We start from the raw sequence: 16,367 nt of genomic DNA on the forward strand, positions 1-16,367 counted from the left end.
AAACCATTAGTTAAGCAATAGTAAAATTAAAGTTTAAATTCGCTACGACGATAGTATTGATGTAACCCTGCCTCTTCTATTACGGATGACCGCCATGCTGAAAAATCTGCACGTGATTACCGGTATTATCTTTGCCCTCACCATATTCTGTCTGCTGCAAGTTGTCACGGGAGGGTTGTTCTACTCTGCCGTTAACAACGATCGTCACAACTTTCAGAACTCCGGGTTGCTCAATGCCCAGCAGGAGAGCCTGAGCGACAGTGTGAACACCCTGGTGAAAACGCGCGTTACCGTCACCCGCGTGGCGATCCGCTACCTGAAAAACCAGCGCGACCCGGCCTCTCTCGCAGCGATCAACACGCTGCTGGGCACCGCCAATGGTTCGCTGGCCAAAGCCGAAGACTATTACAAAAACTGGCAGGCGATTCCGCAGGTGAAGGGGCAAAATGCCGCGCTCACCGAAGAGATGCAGAAAGCCTGGAAGAACATGCACGAGGTAATGCGCTTGTCCATTGCGTACTTGCGCGCCGATAACTATCAGGCCTATGGCGACCTGGACGCCCAGCAGGCGCAGGATGAGATGGAGGCGGTCTATACCCGCTGGCGCGCGGAAAACAACGTCCTGCTGAAAGCCGCCGCCGAAGAGAACCAGAACAGCTTTACCCAGATGCAGTGGACGCTGGCGGCGATCTTCCTGACCGTTATCGCCGTGCTGGTGGTGATCTGGCAGGGTTTACAGCACCTGCTCCTGAGACCGCTCAACGCCATCATGAACCATATTCGCACCATCGCGAGCGGCGATCTGACGCAAAACGTCGCGATTACCGGGCGCAACGAAATGGGCCAGCTGGCCGCCGGTCTGCATGAGATGCAACAGTCGCTGGTCAGCACCGTCAGCGCCGTGCGCGGCAGCACAGATTCTATCTACACGGGCGCAGGAGAAATTGCCGCCGGGAGTAACGACCTTTCCGCCCGAACCGAGCAGCAGGCAGCCTCGCTGGAAGAGACCGCCGCCAGCATGGAAGAGCTGACGGCCACGGTGAAACAGAACTCGGATAACGCTCGTCAGGCGACGCTGCTGGCAAAGAATGCGTCTGAAACCGCCGCACGCGGCGGCCAGGTGGTGAATAATGTAGTGCGTACCATGAATGACATTGCCGACAGTTCTCAGCAAATTGCGCATATCACCGGCGTTATCGATAGCATTGCCTTCCAGACCAACATTCTGGCGCTCAACGCGGCGGTTGAAGCCGCCCGTGCCGGCGAACAAGGCCGCGGCTTTGCGGTCGTGGCAGGCGAAGTACGGACGCTGGCCAGCCGCAGCGCGCAGGCGGCAAAAGAGATCAAAGGGCTTATTGAAAACTCCGTCAGCCGGGTGAATACCGGCTCGGAACAGGTGAGCGAGGCGGGTGCGACCATGAAAGAGATCGTCGCGGCCGTGACACGCGTAACCGATATTATGGCTGAAATCTCGTCGGCGTCTGACGAGCAAAGCCGCGGTATTGAACAGGTCAGCCTGGCGGTCTCGCAGATGGACAGCGTAACGCAGCAAAACGCCGCGCTGGTACAGGAGTCGGCAACGGCGGCGGCGGCGCTGGAAGATCAGTCTGAACAGCTGCGCCAGGCCGTGGCGGCATTCCGGCTGAACATGCAGGAAAACACCGCTCCGCGGCCAAAAAATACAAAAGCACCGCAACTGTTGCGTCCCGCCACGGTCAGTGCCTCAGGTGACACATACTGGGAGACGTTCTAGGCCTTACCGTTAACGGCTGCGCTTGGCGTGACGTTCCCAGTTCTCCTGTTTCGCCTCATCGGATTTTCGGAGTGAAACATAACATGCCCCGCTGCCGCCGTGATGCGGCAGCGCCACGCAGAAAGCCTGCACGTCCTCGAACTCAGTTAACCAGCGGGCAAGATAACTGCGCACCACGTTCGGGTGCGAATTCTGCTCGCGGCCCTTCCCGTGAATGATAATCAGGTTACGTAAACCGTCGCGGCTGGCCTGGCGAATGAAGGCGTACAGCATCTGGCGGCAGCGTTCGGCGGGCTGACGCAACAGATTTAAGCTGGCCTGTCGGGCGTATTTACCCGAGCGCAGCTTGTCAATAACGCCCTGCTGAACGCCCTCGCGCTGGAACATCAGCGGCTCTTCAAGCGGCAAGAGTTCCAGGAAACCCAGTGTGAGAAAGTTGTCGAGCTGCTCGGTATCGATCTCCTGGCGAACCCGGGTATTACGGCTTTGCTGCCAGTGGATATCGGTGCAGCGTTTCAGGGGCTGGACATCCTCCATGGCGTCAAGAAAAAGTGATTTGTCGTCAGGGTTCATGGAAATCCTCCGGGCACATCGGGGCTTGTACTATACCTGCACCGGGCAGGGGCCTCAATAACCCTTACCGCAAGGGGCAAGATAAATATTAATCTGATGAATATATATAGCTACCATTAAAGTTATTTAAATATTACTTAACTAAAACTACAGCAGAGTTAAAATAAGTGATTTGCGTTGAAATTTTGTAAAACCAATGACGTGCCGCCTTTCTTTTTTCAGGAAAGATGTTATACCTAAATATACCTGCCTCATGGATATAATACCCAGGATTTGCGAAAGGACGCACTGCTGTGTGTACTGTAGGGTCTGTCTGATGTCGGACAGGCTCTATTTTTTCTTTGGCAATTTCACGATAAAACTATTTTTCTCGCTTCCCTTCTGAATTGTGTAATTAATGATTCAGCCAGGGGCGTCTGGCGTGCATCACGGCGCTGAATTAAATAATAGGCCGCTCTGGGAAGTGTTTCCACAACCGGCAGCATGACCAGCCGGTGCGCCAGCAGCGGGTCGCAGCCCAGCTCCTGCGGCAGCACGCTCAGGAAGTCACTTTGTGCGACAAGGCTAATACAGGACGAAAAGGTTTCGCAAACGACGCCAATACGCGGTATCTGCGAGCGATGATGAAATATATCCTCAAGCTGCTTATAATAACTTCCCCGCGGCGTTGGCATTGTCCAGTTATAATGAAGAAGTTCATTAATAGAGGTAGCCCCCAACGCCGGATGTCCTTCCCGACAAAATACCGCAAAAGGTTTCTCAAAGAGTTTTTCAAACGTAAATTCGTGATCGTAAGGCCCCTGATAATAGGTATTGATGGTAAAGTCCAGCTCACCCTGGCGTAATTCATTGATCATTGATACCAGCTGACCTTCCATAATCCGCACCTTGATCTGAGGATGCTGCGCATGAAAACGGGAGATAACGGCGGGCATCAGGCTGCGCGCCACGCTGGCACCCATCCCAATATTGATCTGCCCGGTCAGCTCCCCCTGACGCTGACGGATATCATCCTGCGCTGCGCGAAGCTCTTCCAGAATCAAATTAGCGCGGTGATAAAACCCTTCCCCGCACTCGGTCAGGGCGACACCTTTACTCCGGCGCACAAACAGCTGTGCCGCCATGCCCTCTTCCAGCTCTTTAATGGATTTAGTAAGCGCGGGCTGCGAAAGATTCAGCACCCGGCTGGCTCCGCGAATACTGCCCTGACGCGCCACTTCGACAAAAGCCCTAATTTGATGAAATTTAATCTGAAATGACATAGCCCGACCGATAACCGTTGTTTATCAGAATAAAGAAACTGTCATCTACTTTAATGGAATCGGATGTGCGAGGGTAATTCCTGAACGGTTAAAACTGTGAAAAATCGCTTAGTGATAAGTAAAAACTATCACAGCGTGAAGCAGTTCACATATTTTAATGATGACAGGAAAAGATATGAACGCACTGGCGCAGTACATCCACACATTAGCCCCCCAACTGAGCGCATGGCGTCGCGATTTTCACCATTTCGCGGAATCCGGCTGGGTGGAGTTTCGCACTGCCGCGAAAGTCTCGGAGATCCTGGACTCGCTGGGTTACGAGCTGGCGATGGGTCGCGATGTCGTGGATGCCGAAAGCCGGATGGGGTTGCCCGATGACGCAACCCTGGCGCGGGAATTTGCCCGCGCCCGCGCGCAAGGCGCACCGGAGAAATGGCTCGCGCCGTTCGAAGGCGGGTTCACCGGCATTGTCGCGACCCTGAATACCGGTCGCCCCGGCCCGACGCTGGCCTTTCGCGTGGACATGGATGCGCTTGATCTGAGCGAAGCGCATGACGACAGCCACCGGCCGTACCGCGACGGTTTTGCCTCCTGTAACCCGGGCATGATGCACGCCTGCGCGCATGACGGCCACACCACCATTGGTCTGGGGCTGGCGCAGGTGCTTAAGCAGCATGAAGCCCAGCTCAACGGCACCATCAAACTGATCTTCCAGCCTGCCGAAGAGGGTACGCGCGGCGCCCGCGCTATGGTCGCTGCAGGGGCGCTGGACGACGTGGACTACTTTACCGCCATTCATATTGGAACCGGCGTTCCGGAAGGGACGGTGATCTGCGGCAGCGATAACTTCATGGCGACCACTAAATTTGACGTGCGCTTTACCGGCGTTGCCGCACACGCTGGCGGTAAACCGGAAGAGGGCCGTAACGCCCTGCTCGCGGCGGCCCAGGCCGCTATCGCGCTGCATGGCATCGCGCCCCACAGCGAAGGCGCGTCCCGGGTTAACGTCGGAGTCATGCAGGCGGGCAGCGGACGCAACGTGGTTCCGGCTAATGCGTTACTTAAGGTTGAAACCCGCGGTGAAAGCGAGGCCATTAATCAGTATGTCTTCGATCGCGCGCAGGCGGTGATTACCGGCGCGGCAGCGCTCTACGGCGTAACAGCCGGGATAAACCTGATGGGGGCGGCGACCTCCAGTGCCCCCTCCCCGGCCTGGGTCGATTATCTGCGCGAACAGGCAAGCCAGGTGCCCGGCGTGACTCATGCCATTAATAAGGTCAAAGCGCCTGCGGGCTCCGAAGATGCCACGCTAATGATGGCCCGCGTGCAGCAGAACGGCGGCATGGCCTCGTATATGGTCTTCGGCACCGAACTGAGCGCCGGACATCACAACGAAAAATTCGATTTTGATGAGCAGGTGATGAACGTTGCCATCGAAACACTGGCGCGAACTGCGCTTAATTTCCCGTGGACGCGAGGTGTGTAATGCAGGAGAACTACGCTTTTATCGCTGATGCCATCGACACGCGATGTCAGACGTTTACCGATATTGCCGACGACATCTGGGATCATCCCGAAACGCGCTTTGAAGAGTTCTGGTCCGCCGAACGGCTTGCCAGCGCGCTGGAAGCCGAGGGCTTTACCCTGATGCGGGAAGCCGGAGGCATTCCCAACGCCTTTATTGCCAGCTACGGCAGCGGCAAGCCCGTTATCGCCCTTCTGGGCGAATACGACGCCCTGGCCGGGTTGAGCCAGCAGGCGCACTGCGCGACGGCGCAATCCGCCACCCCGGGGGCTAACGGCCATGGCTGCGGGCATAACCTGTTGGGTACTGCTGCCTTTGCCGGTGCGGTGGCGGTGAAAAGCTGGCTGGAACAGCACGGCGGCAGCGGAACGGTACGATTTTACGGCTGCCCCGGCGAGGAAGGCGGCTCCGGTAAAACCTTTATGGTGCGTGAAGGATTATTTGACGACGTGGACGCTGCCGTGACCTGGCATCCGGAAGCCTTTGCCGGGATGTTTAACGTCAGCACGCTGGCCAATATTCAGGCCGCCTGGCGGTTTAAGGGGATCGCCGCCCACGCCGCAAACTCCCCACATCTGGGACGTAGCGCGCTGGATGCCGTGACGTTGATGACCACCGGCACAAACTTCCTCAACGAACACATCATTGAAAAAGCGCGCGTTCATTACGCCATCACCGATACCGGCGGGATTTCGCCTAACGTGGTGCAGGCTCAGGCAGAAGTGCTGTACCTGATCCGCGCTCCGGAGATGGCCGATGCGCAGCAGATCTACGCGCGCATCGAGAAAATCGCCAAGGGCGCGGCGATGATGACCGAAACCACTGTCGAGTGTCGCTTTGATAAAGCCTGCTCCAGCTATCTGCCGAACCGTACGCTCGAAGCGGCCATGTACCGCGCATTGCAGCATTACGGCACGCCGGACTGGACGGAAGAAGAACGCGAATTTGCCCGTGAAATCCGCGCCACGCTCACGGCAAACGACCTGCAAAACAGCCTGAAAAACATTGCCGCAACGGGAGCCGAAGAGGGAAAAGCCTTTGCCCGACGCCATCACGAGACGCTACTGGTGGATGAAGTTGCCCCTTACGCCATCACCGATAACGTGCTGGCAGGCTCCACCGACGTGGGGGATGTCAGCTGGAAGATGCCTGTCGCACAGTGCTTTAGCCCCTGTTTTACCGTCGGCACCCCGCTGCATACCTGGCAATTGGTGGCGCAGGGGCGTACCTCTATTGCCCATAAAGGCATGCTGCTGGCCGGAAAAGTGATGGGCGCGACCGCGCTGCATCTGCTTCAGGATGCCGACCTGCTGCGAAAATGTCGGGAAGAATTTGAACAACACATAACAGAAAAACCGTACGAGTGTCCGATCCCACAGGACGTGACACCGTCACCTTTAAAATAAAAAAACACAACACAACACAACAACAGTCCCGAGGAACGCCCATGAGTATGTCTTCCATACCTTCGCATTCCCCATCCGGTAAGCTCTATGGCTGGGTTGAAAGGATCGGCAATAAAGTGCCGCACCCTTTCCTGCTTTTTATCTATTTAATTGTCATCCTGATGGTCGCGACAGCCGTGCTGTCCGCCTTTGATGTGAGCATGCGCAGCCCGGCCGACGGCAGCATGGTGGCCGTAAAAAATCTGCTCAGCGTGGAGGGGTTGCACTGGTTTTTGCCGAACGTGATTAAAAACTTCAGCGGTTTTGCGCCGCTGGGCGCCATCCTGGCGCTGGTGTTAGGCGCGGGTCTGGCCGAACGTGTGGGTCTGCTGCCCGCGCTGATGGTGAAAATGGCCTCGCATGTCAGCGCGCGTTATGCCAGCTATATGGTGCTGTTTATTGCCTTCTTCAGTCATATCTCGTCCGACGCGGCGCTGGTGATCATGCCGCCGATGGGGGCGCTGATTTTTCTTGCCGTTGGCCGTCATCCTGTTGCAGGCCTGCTGTCGGCGATCGCAGGCGTCGGCTGTGGGTTTACTGCTAACCTGCTTATCGTGACCACCGATGTGCTGCTCTCCGGCATCAGCACGGAGGCAGCAAGCACCATCGATGCGGCCATGCACGTCAGCGTGATCGACAACTGGTACTTTATGGCCAGTTCGGTGATTGTCCTGACGATTGTCGGGGGGCTGATTACCGATAAGATCGTTGAGCCGCGCCTGGGTAAATGGGAAGGCCGGAGCGATGAAAAGCTGGAGACGCTGAGCAAAGAGCAGCAATTCGGCCTGCGCGTCGCCGGGATCGTCTCGCTGGCGTTCATTGCGGCTGTGGCGCTGATGGTGGTGCCGGAGAATGGCGTGTTGCGCGATCCAATCAAACACACCGTACTTCCCTCGCCGTTTATTCAGGGTATTGTGCCGCTGATAATTCTCTTCTTTTTCGTCGTTTCGCTCGCCTACGGCATCGCTACCGGTAAAATCCGCCGTCAGGGAGATCTGCCGCACCTGATGATCGAGCCGATGAAGGAGATGGCGGGTTTTATCGTGATGGTGTTCCCGCTGGCGCAGTTTGTGGCCATGTTTAACTGGAGCAACATGGGCAAATTTATGGCCGTGAGCCTGACGGACGCGCTGGAGGCGGCGGGGTTGAGCGGGGTTCCGGCGTTTGTCGGCCTGGCGCTGCTGTCGTCCCTGCTGTGCATGTTTATTGCCAGCGGGTCGGCCATCTGGTCGATTCTGGCCCCCATCTTTGTCCCCATGTTTATGATGCTCGGCTTTCATCCGGCGTTCGCCCAGATCCTGTTCCGTGTCGCCGATTCCTCAGTGATCCCGCTGGCGCCCGTGTCACCCTTCGTTCCGCTGTTTTTAGGCTTCCTGCAACGCTACAGACCGGAGGCTAAGCTGGGTACCTACTATTCGCTGGTCTTGCCCTATCCGCTTATCTTCTTAGGGGTATGGCTGGTGATGCTGGTGGCGTGGTATCTTGTCGGCCTGCCGATTGGACCGGGTATTTACCCGAGGCTGAACTAAGGAATACTGATGCTGAGATTACTCGAAGACAAGATTGCGACACCGCTGGGGCCGCTGTGGGTTATCGCGGATGAAGCGTTCAATCTTCGCGCTGTTGAGTGGGAAGAGCACAGCGACCGGATGGTTGAGCTGCTCAACATTCATTATCGCGCCGAGGGTTACGAGCGTATTACAGCCCGTAATCCTGGCGGGCTGAGCGATAAACTGACGGCCTACTTCGAGGGCGATCTCAGCATTATTAATACCCTGCCAACCGCCACGGCGGGTACCCCTTTTCAGCGCGAGGTGTGGCAGGCGCTGCGTAACATTCCCTGCGGGCAGGTGATGCACTACGGTCAGCTGGCAGAGCAGCTTGGCCGTGCCGGCGCGGCGCGCGCAGTCGGTGCTGCAAATGGCTCAAATCCCGTCAGCATTGTGGTGCCTTGCCATCGCGTGATCGGGCGCAACGGCACCCTCACCGGCTATGCCGGGGGCGTACAGCGTAAAGAGTGGCTGCTGCGTCACGAAGGGTATTTTCTGCTGTAATTCCCAGGCTTTTTGTGCTTAATTTTCTTCCTGTTAGGCTAATAATCCTTAATCATTCTGTGGAATTTCAAGGAGATGGCAGCTCGCTGCCGTCTCTTGTCTTTATTGGGGGTTTGCCAGACTTACGTCCTTACCAAAAAGATGTTAAAATTGACCAATATCAATTAAGGCTTGAGCAAACCTATGATCCCGGAAAAGCGAATTATACGACGCATTCAGTCTGGCGGTTGTGCTATCCATTGCCAGGATTGCAGCATCAGCCAGCTCTGTATCCCGTTTACTCTGAATGAGCATGAACTCGATCAGCTTGACAATATCATCGAGCGCAAAAAGCCTATTCAGAAAGGGCAGACGCTGTTTAAAGCGGGAGACGAACTGAAATCGCTCTATGCTATCCGTTCTGGCACCATCAAAAGCTACACCATTACCGAACAGGGCGACGAGCAGATCACTGGCTTCCATCTGGCGGGCGATTTAGTCGGCTTTGACGCCATCGGCAGTGGCCATCACCCGAGCTTTGCTCAGGCGCTGGAAACCTCTATGGTTTGTGAAATCCCGTTTGAAACGCTGGACGATCTGTCCGGTAAGATGCCGAACCTGCGTCAGCAGATGATGCGTCTGATGAGCGGTGAGATCAAAGGCGATCAGGATATGATCCTGCTGCTTTCCAAAAAGAATGCCGAAGAGCGTCTGGCCGCCTTTATCTATAACCTCTCCCGCCGTTTCGCGGAACGTGGCTTCTCCCCACGCGAATTCCGTCTGACCATGACGCGTGGCGATATTGGTAACTATCTGGGCCTGACCGTGGAAACCATCAGCCGTCTGCTGGGTCGTTTCCAGAAGAGCGGAATGCTGGCGGTTAAAGGTAAGTACATCACCATTGAAAACGGTGAAGCGCTGGCCATTCTGGCGGGTCACTCACGTAACGTGGCATAACTCTCCCGGATATCTTATGCCAGGTCGATAAATTTTCATGATTATTGATCTGGCAAAAACTTCCCCCCTGTTTCATTCAAGATATATAGGTTACTCTTTTACATACAGACTGTGGTGACAGTAGTAAGGAGACCTGTATGGCAAAGTATCAAAATATGCTGGTGGCTATCGATCCGAATCAGGACGATCAGCCAGCATTACGACGTGCTGTGTATTTACATCAACGGATTGGTGGCAAAATTAAAGCCTTTTTGCCGATTTATGACTTCTCATACGAGATGACCACCCTTCTGTCGCCTGACGAGCGCACCGCTATGCGTCAGGGAGTGATCAGCCAGCGTACCGCGTGGATCCGCGAGCAGGCGAAGTATTATCTGGAAGCGGGCGTACCTATCGATATCAAGGTGGTCTGGCACAACCGTCCTTTCGAAGCCATTATTCAGGAAGTGGTGGCCGGTGGGCATGACCTGCTGCTGAAAATGGCGCACCAGCATGACAAACTGGAATCCGTGATTTTCACCCCGACCGACTGGCACCTGCTGCGCAAATGCCCTTGTCCGGTATGGATGGTGAAAGATCAGCCGTGGCCTGAGGGCGGGAAAGCCGTCGTGGCGGTCAATCTGGCCAGCGAAGAGGATTATCACAATTCGCTGAACGAGAAGCTGGTGAAGGAGACCCTTCAGCTTGCCGACCAGGTTAACCATACCGAAGTCCATCTGGTGGGAGCCTATCCGGTTACGCCAATCAATATCGCCATCGAGCTGCCTGAATTTGACCCGAGCGTGTATAACGATGCGATTCGCGGTCAGCATCTGCTAGCCATGAAAGCGCTGCGCCAGAAATTCAGTATCGATGAGAACATGACCCACGTAGAAAAAGGGTTACCGGAAGAGGTTATTCCGGATCTGGCGGAGCATTTGCAGGCCGGGATTGTGGTGCTGGGCACCATTGGCCGGACCGGTATTTCTGCCGCGTTCCTGGGTAATACCGCCGAGCAGGTGATCGACCATCTTCGCTGCGACCTTCTGGTTATCAAGCCGGATCAGTATCAGACGCCGGTTGAACTGGACGATGAGGAAGACGATTGACCCCAAAATGAAAGCCCGCCGGTAACGGCGGGCTTTTTTTATTGCGCTTCGCTCAACCGTTGCGCCGGTGCCTCGTCGCCAGCATTCATCCAGGGCGCGTGCAGAACCATGCTCGGCAGCGCCAGCTTGATCTCCTGCTGGTTCAGCCCCTCCAGAATACGAATATTGATCTCCTGCTGAATATCCATGTACTTGTTGTAATCCGCCGTATTAACGATATGGACCACCTCGAAGGTCAGGCGATCGCGATCGAAGCCCAGGAAATGGGCGCGGTCAAACTTCGTTTCCCCGACGTCGGTAATGATCTGTTTGACCATATCACCCACTGAACGCAGTTTTTCCGGCGCCGTGTCGCTGGCGACCCCGAAGGTAAAGACGATCCGGCGCGTTTGCATCCGCTTGTAGTTATGCAGCGTCTGTTGCAGCAGGATGGCGTTCCCGCAGACAATCTGCTCCCCGCTCAGGCTACGGATACGGGTGGTTTTCAGGCCTATGTGCTCTACCGTCCCGGCGACATCGTTAAACACCACAAAATCGCCGATTTCGAACGGCTTATCAAAACCGATGGAGAGCGATGCAAACACGTCGCTCAGGATCGTTTGCACCGCGAGGGCGATAGCAATACCCCCTACCCCAAGGCTGGCAACCAGAGCAGTGATGTTGACGCCCGCGTTAGCAAGGATAGACAGCAGCATCACTGACCAGACAATGGCACGGAGGATAAGCCCCGTGATCACCAGCGTCACCGGGTTTTTATGGCTTCCCGGCGCCAGCATGACGTGACGAAGCCACGACACCACCCCCTGATCCATCCACAGCGCCACCTGGATAGCGAAGACCAGGAACCAGGCGTGGCTCACGGTACCAAAGAGATGATCCGGTAAGTCGACGAAACGCAGGCTGAACAGCAGCGCCACGACAAAAAGCAGGAAGCGGCTGGTGCGGTTAAGCATATCCGTCAGGATAAAACGCATCCGGTTGGTGGTGGGATGCTTGTCGCCCCAGGTGGTGATCCCCTTCTTAACAAAGGCGATCAGGCGCGTCAGCAGCCAGTACACCAGCAAAGTTACAAAGACTACCGTGGCGACGCCAATCCAGAATGATGGCGTCATCATCAGCGCGATGATGTCAAAGCGGGACAGAAATTGCATTACACCTCCTCGTATTACACAAAGGGTAAAGTATAGACAGAGGAGAATGGCTGACCGCAGAAATAAGAAAACCGCCCCCAGGGGCGGTTTGACAGGATGAAGCGGAATTAAAGAGATTTCAGAATCGCATCCACGCTGGCCTTGGCGTCGCCAAACAGCATGTGGGTGTTATCTTTAAAGAACAGCGGGTTCTGCACGCCAGCATAGCCGGTGTTCATAGAGCGTTTGAAGACAATGACGTTCTGCGCCTTCCACACTTCGAGAACAGGCATACCCGCAATCGGGCTGCGCGGATCGTCCTGCGCCGCCGGGTTAACGGTGTCGTTGGCGCCAATCACCAGCACGGTGTCGGTGTCGGCGAAATCATCGTTGATCTCGTCCATTTCCAGCACGATGTCGTAAGGCACCTTCGCTTCCGCCAGCAGCACGTTCATGTGGCCTGGCAGACGCCCCGCCACCGGGTGAATACCAAAGCGAACCTTGATACCGCGCGCGCGCAGTTTCTCGGTGATTTCCGCCACCGGATACTGCGCCTGCGCCACCGCCATGCCATAGCCCGGGGTGATGATAACGGAATGCGAGTTTTTCAGCATCTCTGCGGTGTCTTCCGCACTGATTTCACGGTGTTCACCCACTTCCTCATCAGAACCGGTTGATGAACCGTCAGAACCGAAGCCACCCGCGATGACGCTGATAAACGAGCGGTTCATCGCCTTACACATGATGTAAGACAGGATCGCACCGGAAGAACCGACCAGCGCACCGGTGACAATCAGCAGGTCGTTGCTCAGCATAAAGCCTGCTGCTGCCGCTGCCCAACCGGAGTAGGAGTTCAGCATGGAGACGACTACCGGCATATCTGCCCCGCCGATAGACGCCACCAGATGCCAGCCGAAGGCTAGCGCGATGATGGTCATCACCAGTAACGCCAGCACCTGCAAGCCTACGCTTTCGGTACGCACGAAGACCACCAGCAGCACAAAGGAAACGACCAGCGCCGCCAGATTCAGCTTGTGGCGGTTAGGCAGCATCAGCGGTTTGGAAGAGATCTTCCCGCGCAGTTTGCCGAACGCCACAATTGAGCCAGTGAAGGTCACCGCACCAATGAAGATGCCGAGGAACACTTCGGTCAGGTGGATGTTCACCAGAATCGGTTCCAGACCCGGTTCGTGGTACAGATAGCTGTTGAAGCCCACCAGCACCGCGGCCAGACCCACGAAGCTGTGCAGAATAGCAACCAGCTCCGGCATCTCGGTCATTTCAACGCGTTTCGCCAGACGAATACCAATCGCACCACCGATGATCATCGCCACCAGGATCCACGCCACGTTGCCAGTGTCCGGCCCAAAGATGGTGGCAATCAGCGCAATCGCCATCCCGGCGATACCAAAGTTATTTCCCTGCTGAGACGTTTCGTGTTTGGAAAGCCCCGCCAGACTGAAAATAAACAGGATTGCAGCAACAATGTATGCGGCTGTAACTAATCCTCCAGACATATGCTACCCCTTAGCCTTTACGAAACATTTTCAGCATGCGCTGAGTCACGGTGAAACCACCGAAAATATTGATACTGGCGATCAGCACTGCAATGAAGCTCAGGAAGCTGATCCAGCCGCCATGACCAATTTGCAGCAATGCCCCAACCACGATAATCCCGGAGATGGCATTGGTAACCGACATCAGCGGGGTATGCAGCGCATGGGAAACGTTCCACACGACGTAGTAACCCACCACGCAGGAGAGCGCGAAGACGGTGAAGTGGCCAAGGAACTCTTTTGGCGCGACGTCCGCCAGCCAGCCAAACAGGATAATGACCAGCGCCATGATGGCGTATTTGCGCCACGGCGACGCAGGTTTCGCTGGTTCTGCAGGCTCAGGCGCCGCTTTCGGCGCAGCCTGAGGCTGAGCGGAAACCTGTATCGGCGGTGCAGGCCAGGTGATTTCCCCTTCACGCACCACGGTCACGCCGCGCACCACCACATCATCAAAATCAACGGTGATGTTGCCGTCTTTCTCTTTGCAGAGCAGCTTCAGCAGATTAACGAGGTTCGTGCCGTACAGCTGAGAGGACTGGGTTGGCAGACGTCCTGGCAGGTCGGTATAACCGATCACCTTCACGCCGTTCGCGGTCGTCGTGACCTGATTTGGCACGGTATACTCACAGTTACCGCCGTTTTGCGCCGCCAGATCGACAATCACGCTGCCCGGCTGCATGGAATCCACCATCTCACGGGTGATCAGCTTCGGTGCCGGTTTACCCGGAATAAGCGCGGTGGTGACAATGATGTCCACCTCTTTTGCCTGCGCCGCAAAGAGCGCCATTTCCGCCTTAATAAAGGCTTCAGACATGACCTTCGCGTAACCATCACCGCTGCCCGCTTCTTCCTTGAAGTCCAGCTCAAGGAATTCGGCGCCCATACTCTGCACCTGCTCCTTCACTTCCGGCCGGGTATCAAACGCACGAACAATAGCGCCCAGGCTGTTTGCGGCCCCAATAGCGGCAAGACCTGCCACACCGGCACCAATTACCATCACCTTCGCGGGTGGTACTTTGCCTGCGGCCGTAATTTGACCGGTAAAGAAGCGACCAAACTCATGCGCAGCTTCGACAATGGCGCGATAGCCGGCAATGTTTGCCATAGAACTCAGCGCATCCAGAGACTGCGCGCGCGAAATACGCGGCACGGAATCCATCGCCATCACGGTGACACCGCGTGCCGCCAGCTTCTCCATCAGCTCCGGGTTTTGGGCTGGCCAGACAAAGCTCACAAGCGTCGTGCCCGCGTTCAGCAGTTCAATTTCACTCTCTTCCGGTGCGTTTACCTTCAGAATAATGGGTGATTGCCAGACCTCAGCACCGTCCACTACGTCCGCGCCAGCCTGAGTAAAGGCCTCGTCATCGAAACTCGCCAGTTTGCCCGCGCCGCTTTCAATCGCGACGGTAAAACCCAGTTTAAGCAGTTGCTCCACCGTTTTTGGTGTTGCCGCTACGCGGGTTTCATTGGCTAACCGTTCTTTTGGTACCCCAATACGCATAGTTTTCCCTTCCATCGGTTTGTGATGATGGTTTGTCGATAATTGCCCGCGGTTCGTATCAATTTTCACCATCGCGATAACGACGGAGAATGATTAACCCCGGAAAATAAAACAGTAACAAACTTTCTATAACCTACTGAAAATAGCGCCCGTGATCTACCGCCAGAAAACACTATTTCTTATTTTATCTGTGAAAAATAAGCGATCGGGGTCACTGACAGAGATATTTACCTTAAATTCGCCTTCAGGACCGATAAATCGCGCAAGCGAAGCGGTAAAAACATGATATAGCGCCATAAAAGAACAACTCATTAACATTAAATTAACTTGTAAAAGTCATATGCTTAATCAGTTTTTCTTGTGAAACGCCTGTTTTTTCCACATATCACAAAATGTTATCGAATCAGGTCCTTTGCTGAGCACAGGCTGTGAAAAATGCCGCAGACAGCGACGGGTGTTAAATGCCATAATCGGGACCGTCTCAAATTAACAACAACACCAGTACATGGTTTGCGCAAGGCGAAGGATTATTTTTATGAAGCTTAAGAACACACTCCTGGCGTCCGCACTTCTTTCCGCGACCGCCCTGTCAGCGAATGCTGCGACAGAGTTGACGCCGGAGCAAGCGGCAGCGTTAAAACCTTTTGACCATACGGTCATTGTGGGTCGGTATAATTCCATTGGCGATGCCGTCGCCGCCGCATCAAAAGCCGCCGATAAAAACGGCGCTGCCTCGTTTTACGTTGTTGACCAGTCCGATCAGGGCAACAGCGGTAACCAGCGCGTGACTGTTGCGCTGTACAAAGAGAATGCCCCAAAGGCAGATGAACAGAAAAACCGCGTGATTAACGGCATTGTTGAACTGCCGAAAGATCAGGCTGTTCAGCTGGAACCGTATGACACCGTGACCGTTCAGGGCTTCTACCGCAGCCAGCCTGAAGTTAACGATGCCATCACCAAAGCCGCGAGAGAAAAAGGCGCTTACGCGTTTTATATCGTGCGTCAGGTTGATGCCAACCAGGGCGGAAACCAGCGCATTACCGCCTTCATCTATAAGCAAGATGCGAAAAAACGCGTAGTGCAAAGCCCCGATGCGATTCCAGCGGATTCAGAAGCCGGTCGTGCTGCGTTAGCAAAAGGCGGTGAAGAAGCGAAGAAAGTTGAAATTCCGGGCGTAGCAACGTCTGCGGCACCAAGCGCTGAAGTGGGTCGTTTCTTTGAAACCCAATCCACCAAAGGCGGTCGTTATACCGTTACGTTACCAGACGGCACGAAAATTGAAGAGCTGAACAAAGCCACTGCCGCGCAGATGGTGCCGTTCGACAGCATCAAGTTTACGGGCAACTATGGCAACATGACAGAAATCTCCTATCAGGTGGCGAAGCGTGCTGCGAAGAAAGGCGCGAAGTATTACCACATCACCCGCCAGTGGCAGGAACGTGGCAACAACCTGACCATCAGTGCTGATCTGTACAAGTAACAAAACGGTTTCATAAAGGCGGCGCAGTGCCGCCTTTTTTGTTACTTTTTTTCTGATTTCTGCC

The 16,367-nt window shown here is 55.2% G+C and carries 13 protein-coding genes; 8 read left to right on the plus strand and 5 right to left on the minus strand.

What is annotated here, in order from left to right:
* The first annotated feature begins 94 nt into the window (after positions 1-94).
* Entirely contained in the window at positions 95-1,753 is a 1,659-nt protein-coding gene (tcp, locus tag ACOT1A_RS07335) for a methyl-accepting chemotaxis citrate transducer (RefSeq protein ID WP_193543328.1), read from the plus strand.
* Positions 1,754-1,762: 9 nt separating this feature from the next.
* Here tcp and smrA read toward each other — a convergent pair whose 3' ends face one another.
* Positions 1,763-2,326 carry a DNA endonuclease SmrA gene (gene smrA / locus ACOT1A_RS07340; protein ID WP_023299979.1) on the minus strand — a complete coding sequence of 188 codons (564 nt, stop codon included), beginning with the start codon at positions 2,324-2,326 and terminating at the stop codon, positions 1,763-1,765.
* A gap of 350 nt (positions 2,327-2,676) precedes the next feature.
* The gene (locus ACOT1A_RS07345; RefSeq protein ID WP_046620072.1) at positions 2,677-3,588 is read right to left on the minus strand and encodes a LysR family transcriptional regulator; all 912 of its coding nucleotides are present in this window, start codon (positions 3,586-3,588) and stop codon (positions 2,677-2,679) included.
* A 175-nt stretch (positions 3,589-3,763) separates the two neighbouring features.
* Here ACOT1A_RS07345 and ACOT1A_RS07350 point away from each other — a divergent pair, with 175 nt between their 5' ends.
* The 6 genes from ACOT1A_RS07350 to uspE all read left to right on the plus strand — a co-directional run bounded on the left by ACOT1A_RS07350 (position 3,764) and on the right by uspE (position 10,636).
* A complete protein-coding gene (locus ACOT1A_RS07350; protein WP_046620074.1) occupies positions 3,764-5,074 on the plus strand; it encodes a M20 family metallo-hydrolase in 1,311 nt (436 codons plus the stop codon).
* Positions 5,074-6,519, plus strand: coding sequence for a M20 family metallopeptidase (locus tag ACOT1A_RS07355; protein ID WP_063148148.1), 1,446 nt, complete (start codon positions 5,074-5,076; stop codon positions 6,517-6,519). The genes ACOT1A_RS07350 and ACOT1A_RS07355 overlap by 1 nt, the downstream gene beginning before the upstream one ends.
* Before the next feature lie 41 nt (positions 6,520-6,560).
* Positions 6,561-8,087, plus strand: coding sequence for a p-aminobenzoyl-glutamate transporter (abgT, locus tag ACOT1A_RS07360; RefSeq protein WP_276170099.1), 1,527 nt, complete (start codon positions 6,561-6,563; stop codon positions 8,085-8,087).
* Between the two features lie 9 nt (positions 8,088-8,096).
* The gene (gene ogt / locus ACOT1A_RS07365; protein WP_015570643.1) at positions 8,097-8,612 is read left to right on the plus strand and encodes a methylated-DNA--[protein]-cysteine S-methyltransferase; all 516 of its coding nucleotides are present in this window, start codon (positions 8,097-8,099) and stop codon (positions 8,610-8,612) included.
* Between the two features lie 183 nt (positions 8,613-8,795).
* A complete protein-coding gene (gene fnr / locus ACOT1A_RS07370) occupies positions 8,796-9,548 on the plus strand; it encodes a fumarate/nitrate reduction transcriptional regulator Fnr (RefSeq protein ID WP_000611906.1) in 753 nt (250 codons plus the stop codon).
* A gap of 137 nt (positions 9,549-9,685) precedes the next feature.
* Complete coding sequence (uspE, locus tag ACOT1A_RS07375) at positions 9,686-10,636, plus strand: universal stress protein UspE (RefSeq protein ID WP_003857535.1); 951 nt, start codon at positions 9,686-9,688, stop codon at positions 10,634-10,636.
* A 38-nt stretch (positions 10,637-10,674) separates the two neighbouring features.
* On the opposite strand, the gene ACOT1A_RS07380 is transcribed toward uspE, so the two are convergent.
* The 3 genes from ACOT1A_RS07380 to pntA form a co-directional block, all read right to left on the minus strand.
* Complete coding sequence (locus tag ACOT1A_RS07380; RefSeq protein ID WP_022647940.1) at positions 10,675-11,787, minus strand: mechanosensitive ion channel family protein; 1,113 nt, start codon at positions 11,785-11,787, stop codon at positions 10,675-10,677.
* 107 nt (positions 11,788-11,894) lie between these two features.
* Complete coding sequence (gene pntB / locus ACOT1A_RS07385; protein ID WP_022647939.1) at positions 11,895-13,283, minus strand: Re/Si-specific NAD(P)(+) transhydrogenase subunit beta; 1,389 nt, start codon at positions 13,281-13,283, stop codon at positions 11,895-11,897.
* A gap of 10 nt (positions 13,284-13,293) precedes the next feature.
* On the minus strand, positions 13,294-14,823 hold the full coding sequence (gene pntA / locus ACOT1A_RS07390; protein ID WP_017384575.1) for a Re/Si-specific NAD(P)(+) transhydrogenase subunit alpha: 1,530 nt from the start codon (positions 14,821-14,823) through the stop codon (positions 13,294-13,296).
* A gap of 535 nt (positions 14,824-15,358) precedes the next feature.
* Here pntA and ydgH point away from each other — a divergent pair.
* Entirely contained in the window at positions 15,359-16,303 is a 945-nt protein-coding gene (ydgH, locus tag ACOT1A_RS07395) for a DUF1471 family protein YdgH (protein WP_022647937.1), read from the plus strand.
* Positions 16,304-16,367 lie beyond the last annotated feature (64 nt).

It is taken from the genome of Enterobacter cloacae complex sp. SYL003, assembly GCF_049236925.1.
Lineage (GTDB): Bacteria > Pseudomonadota > Gammaproteobacteria > Enterobacterales > Enterobacteriaceae > Enterobacter > Enterobacter intestinihominis.

Bases quoted from the DNA above. Each gene is read 5' to 3' on its own strand.
- tcp (WP_193543328.1), top strand. From the start codon at position 95: ATGCTGAAAAATCTGCACGTGATTACCGGTATTATCTTTGCCCTCACC.
- smrA (WP_023299979.1), bottom strand. From the start codon at position 2,326: ATGAACCCTGACGACAAATCACTTTTTCTTGACGCCATGGAGGATGTC.
- ACOT1A_RS07345 (WP_046620072.1), bottom strand. From the start codon at position 3,588: ATGTCATTTCAGATTAAATTTCATCAAATTAGGGCTTTTGTCGAAGTG.
- ACOT1A_RS07350 (WP_046620074.1), top strand. From the start codon at position 3,764: ATGAACGCACTGGCGCAGTACATCCACACATTAGCCCCCCAACTGAGC.
- ACOT1A_RS07355 (WP_063148148.1), top strand. From the start codon at position 5,074: ATGCAGGAGAACTACGCTTTTATCGCTGATGCCATCGACACGCGATGT.
- abgT (WP_276170099.1), top strand. From the start codon at position 6,561: ATGAGTATGTCTTCCATACCTTCGCATTCCCCATCCGGTAAGCTCTAT.
- ogt (WP_015570643.1), top strand. From the start codon at position 8,097: ATGCTGAGATTACTCGAAGACAAGATTGCGACACCGCTGGGGCCGCTG.
- fnr (WP_000611906.1), top strand. From the start codon at position 8,796: ATGATCCCGGAAAAGCGAATTATACGACGCATTCAGTCTGGCGGTTGT.
- uspE (WP_003857535.1), top strand. From the start codon at position 9,686: ATGGCAAAGTATCAAAATATGCTGGTGGCTATCGATCCGAATCAGGAC.
- ACOT1A_RS07380 (WP_022647940.1), bottom strand. From the start codon at position 11,787: ATGCAATTTCTGTCCCGCTTTGACATCATCGCGCTGATGATGACGCCA.
- pntB (WP_022647939.1), bottom strand. From the start codon at position 13,283: ATGTCTGGAGGATTAGTTACAGCCGCATACATTGTTGCTGCAATCCTG.
- pntA (WP_017384575.1), bottom strand. From the start codon at position 14,823: ATGCGTATTGGGGTACCAAAAGAACGGTTAGCCAATGAAACCCGCGTA.
- ydgH (WP_022647937.1), top strand. From the start codon at position 15,359: ATGAAGCTTAAGAACACACTCCTGGCGTCCGCACTTCTTTCCGCGACC.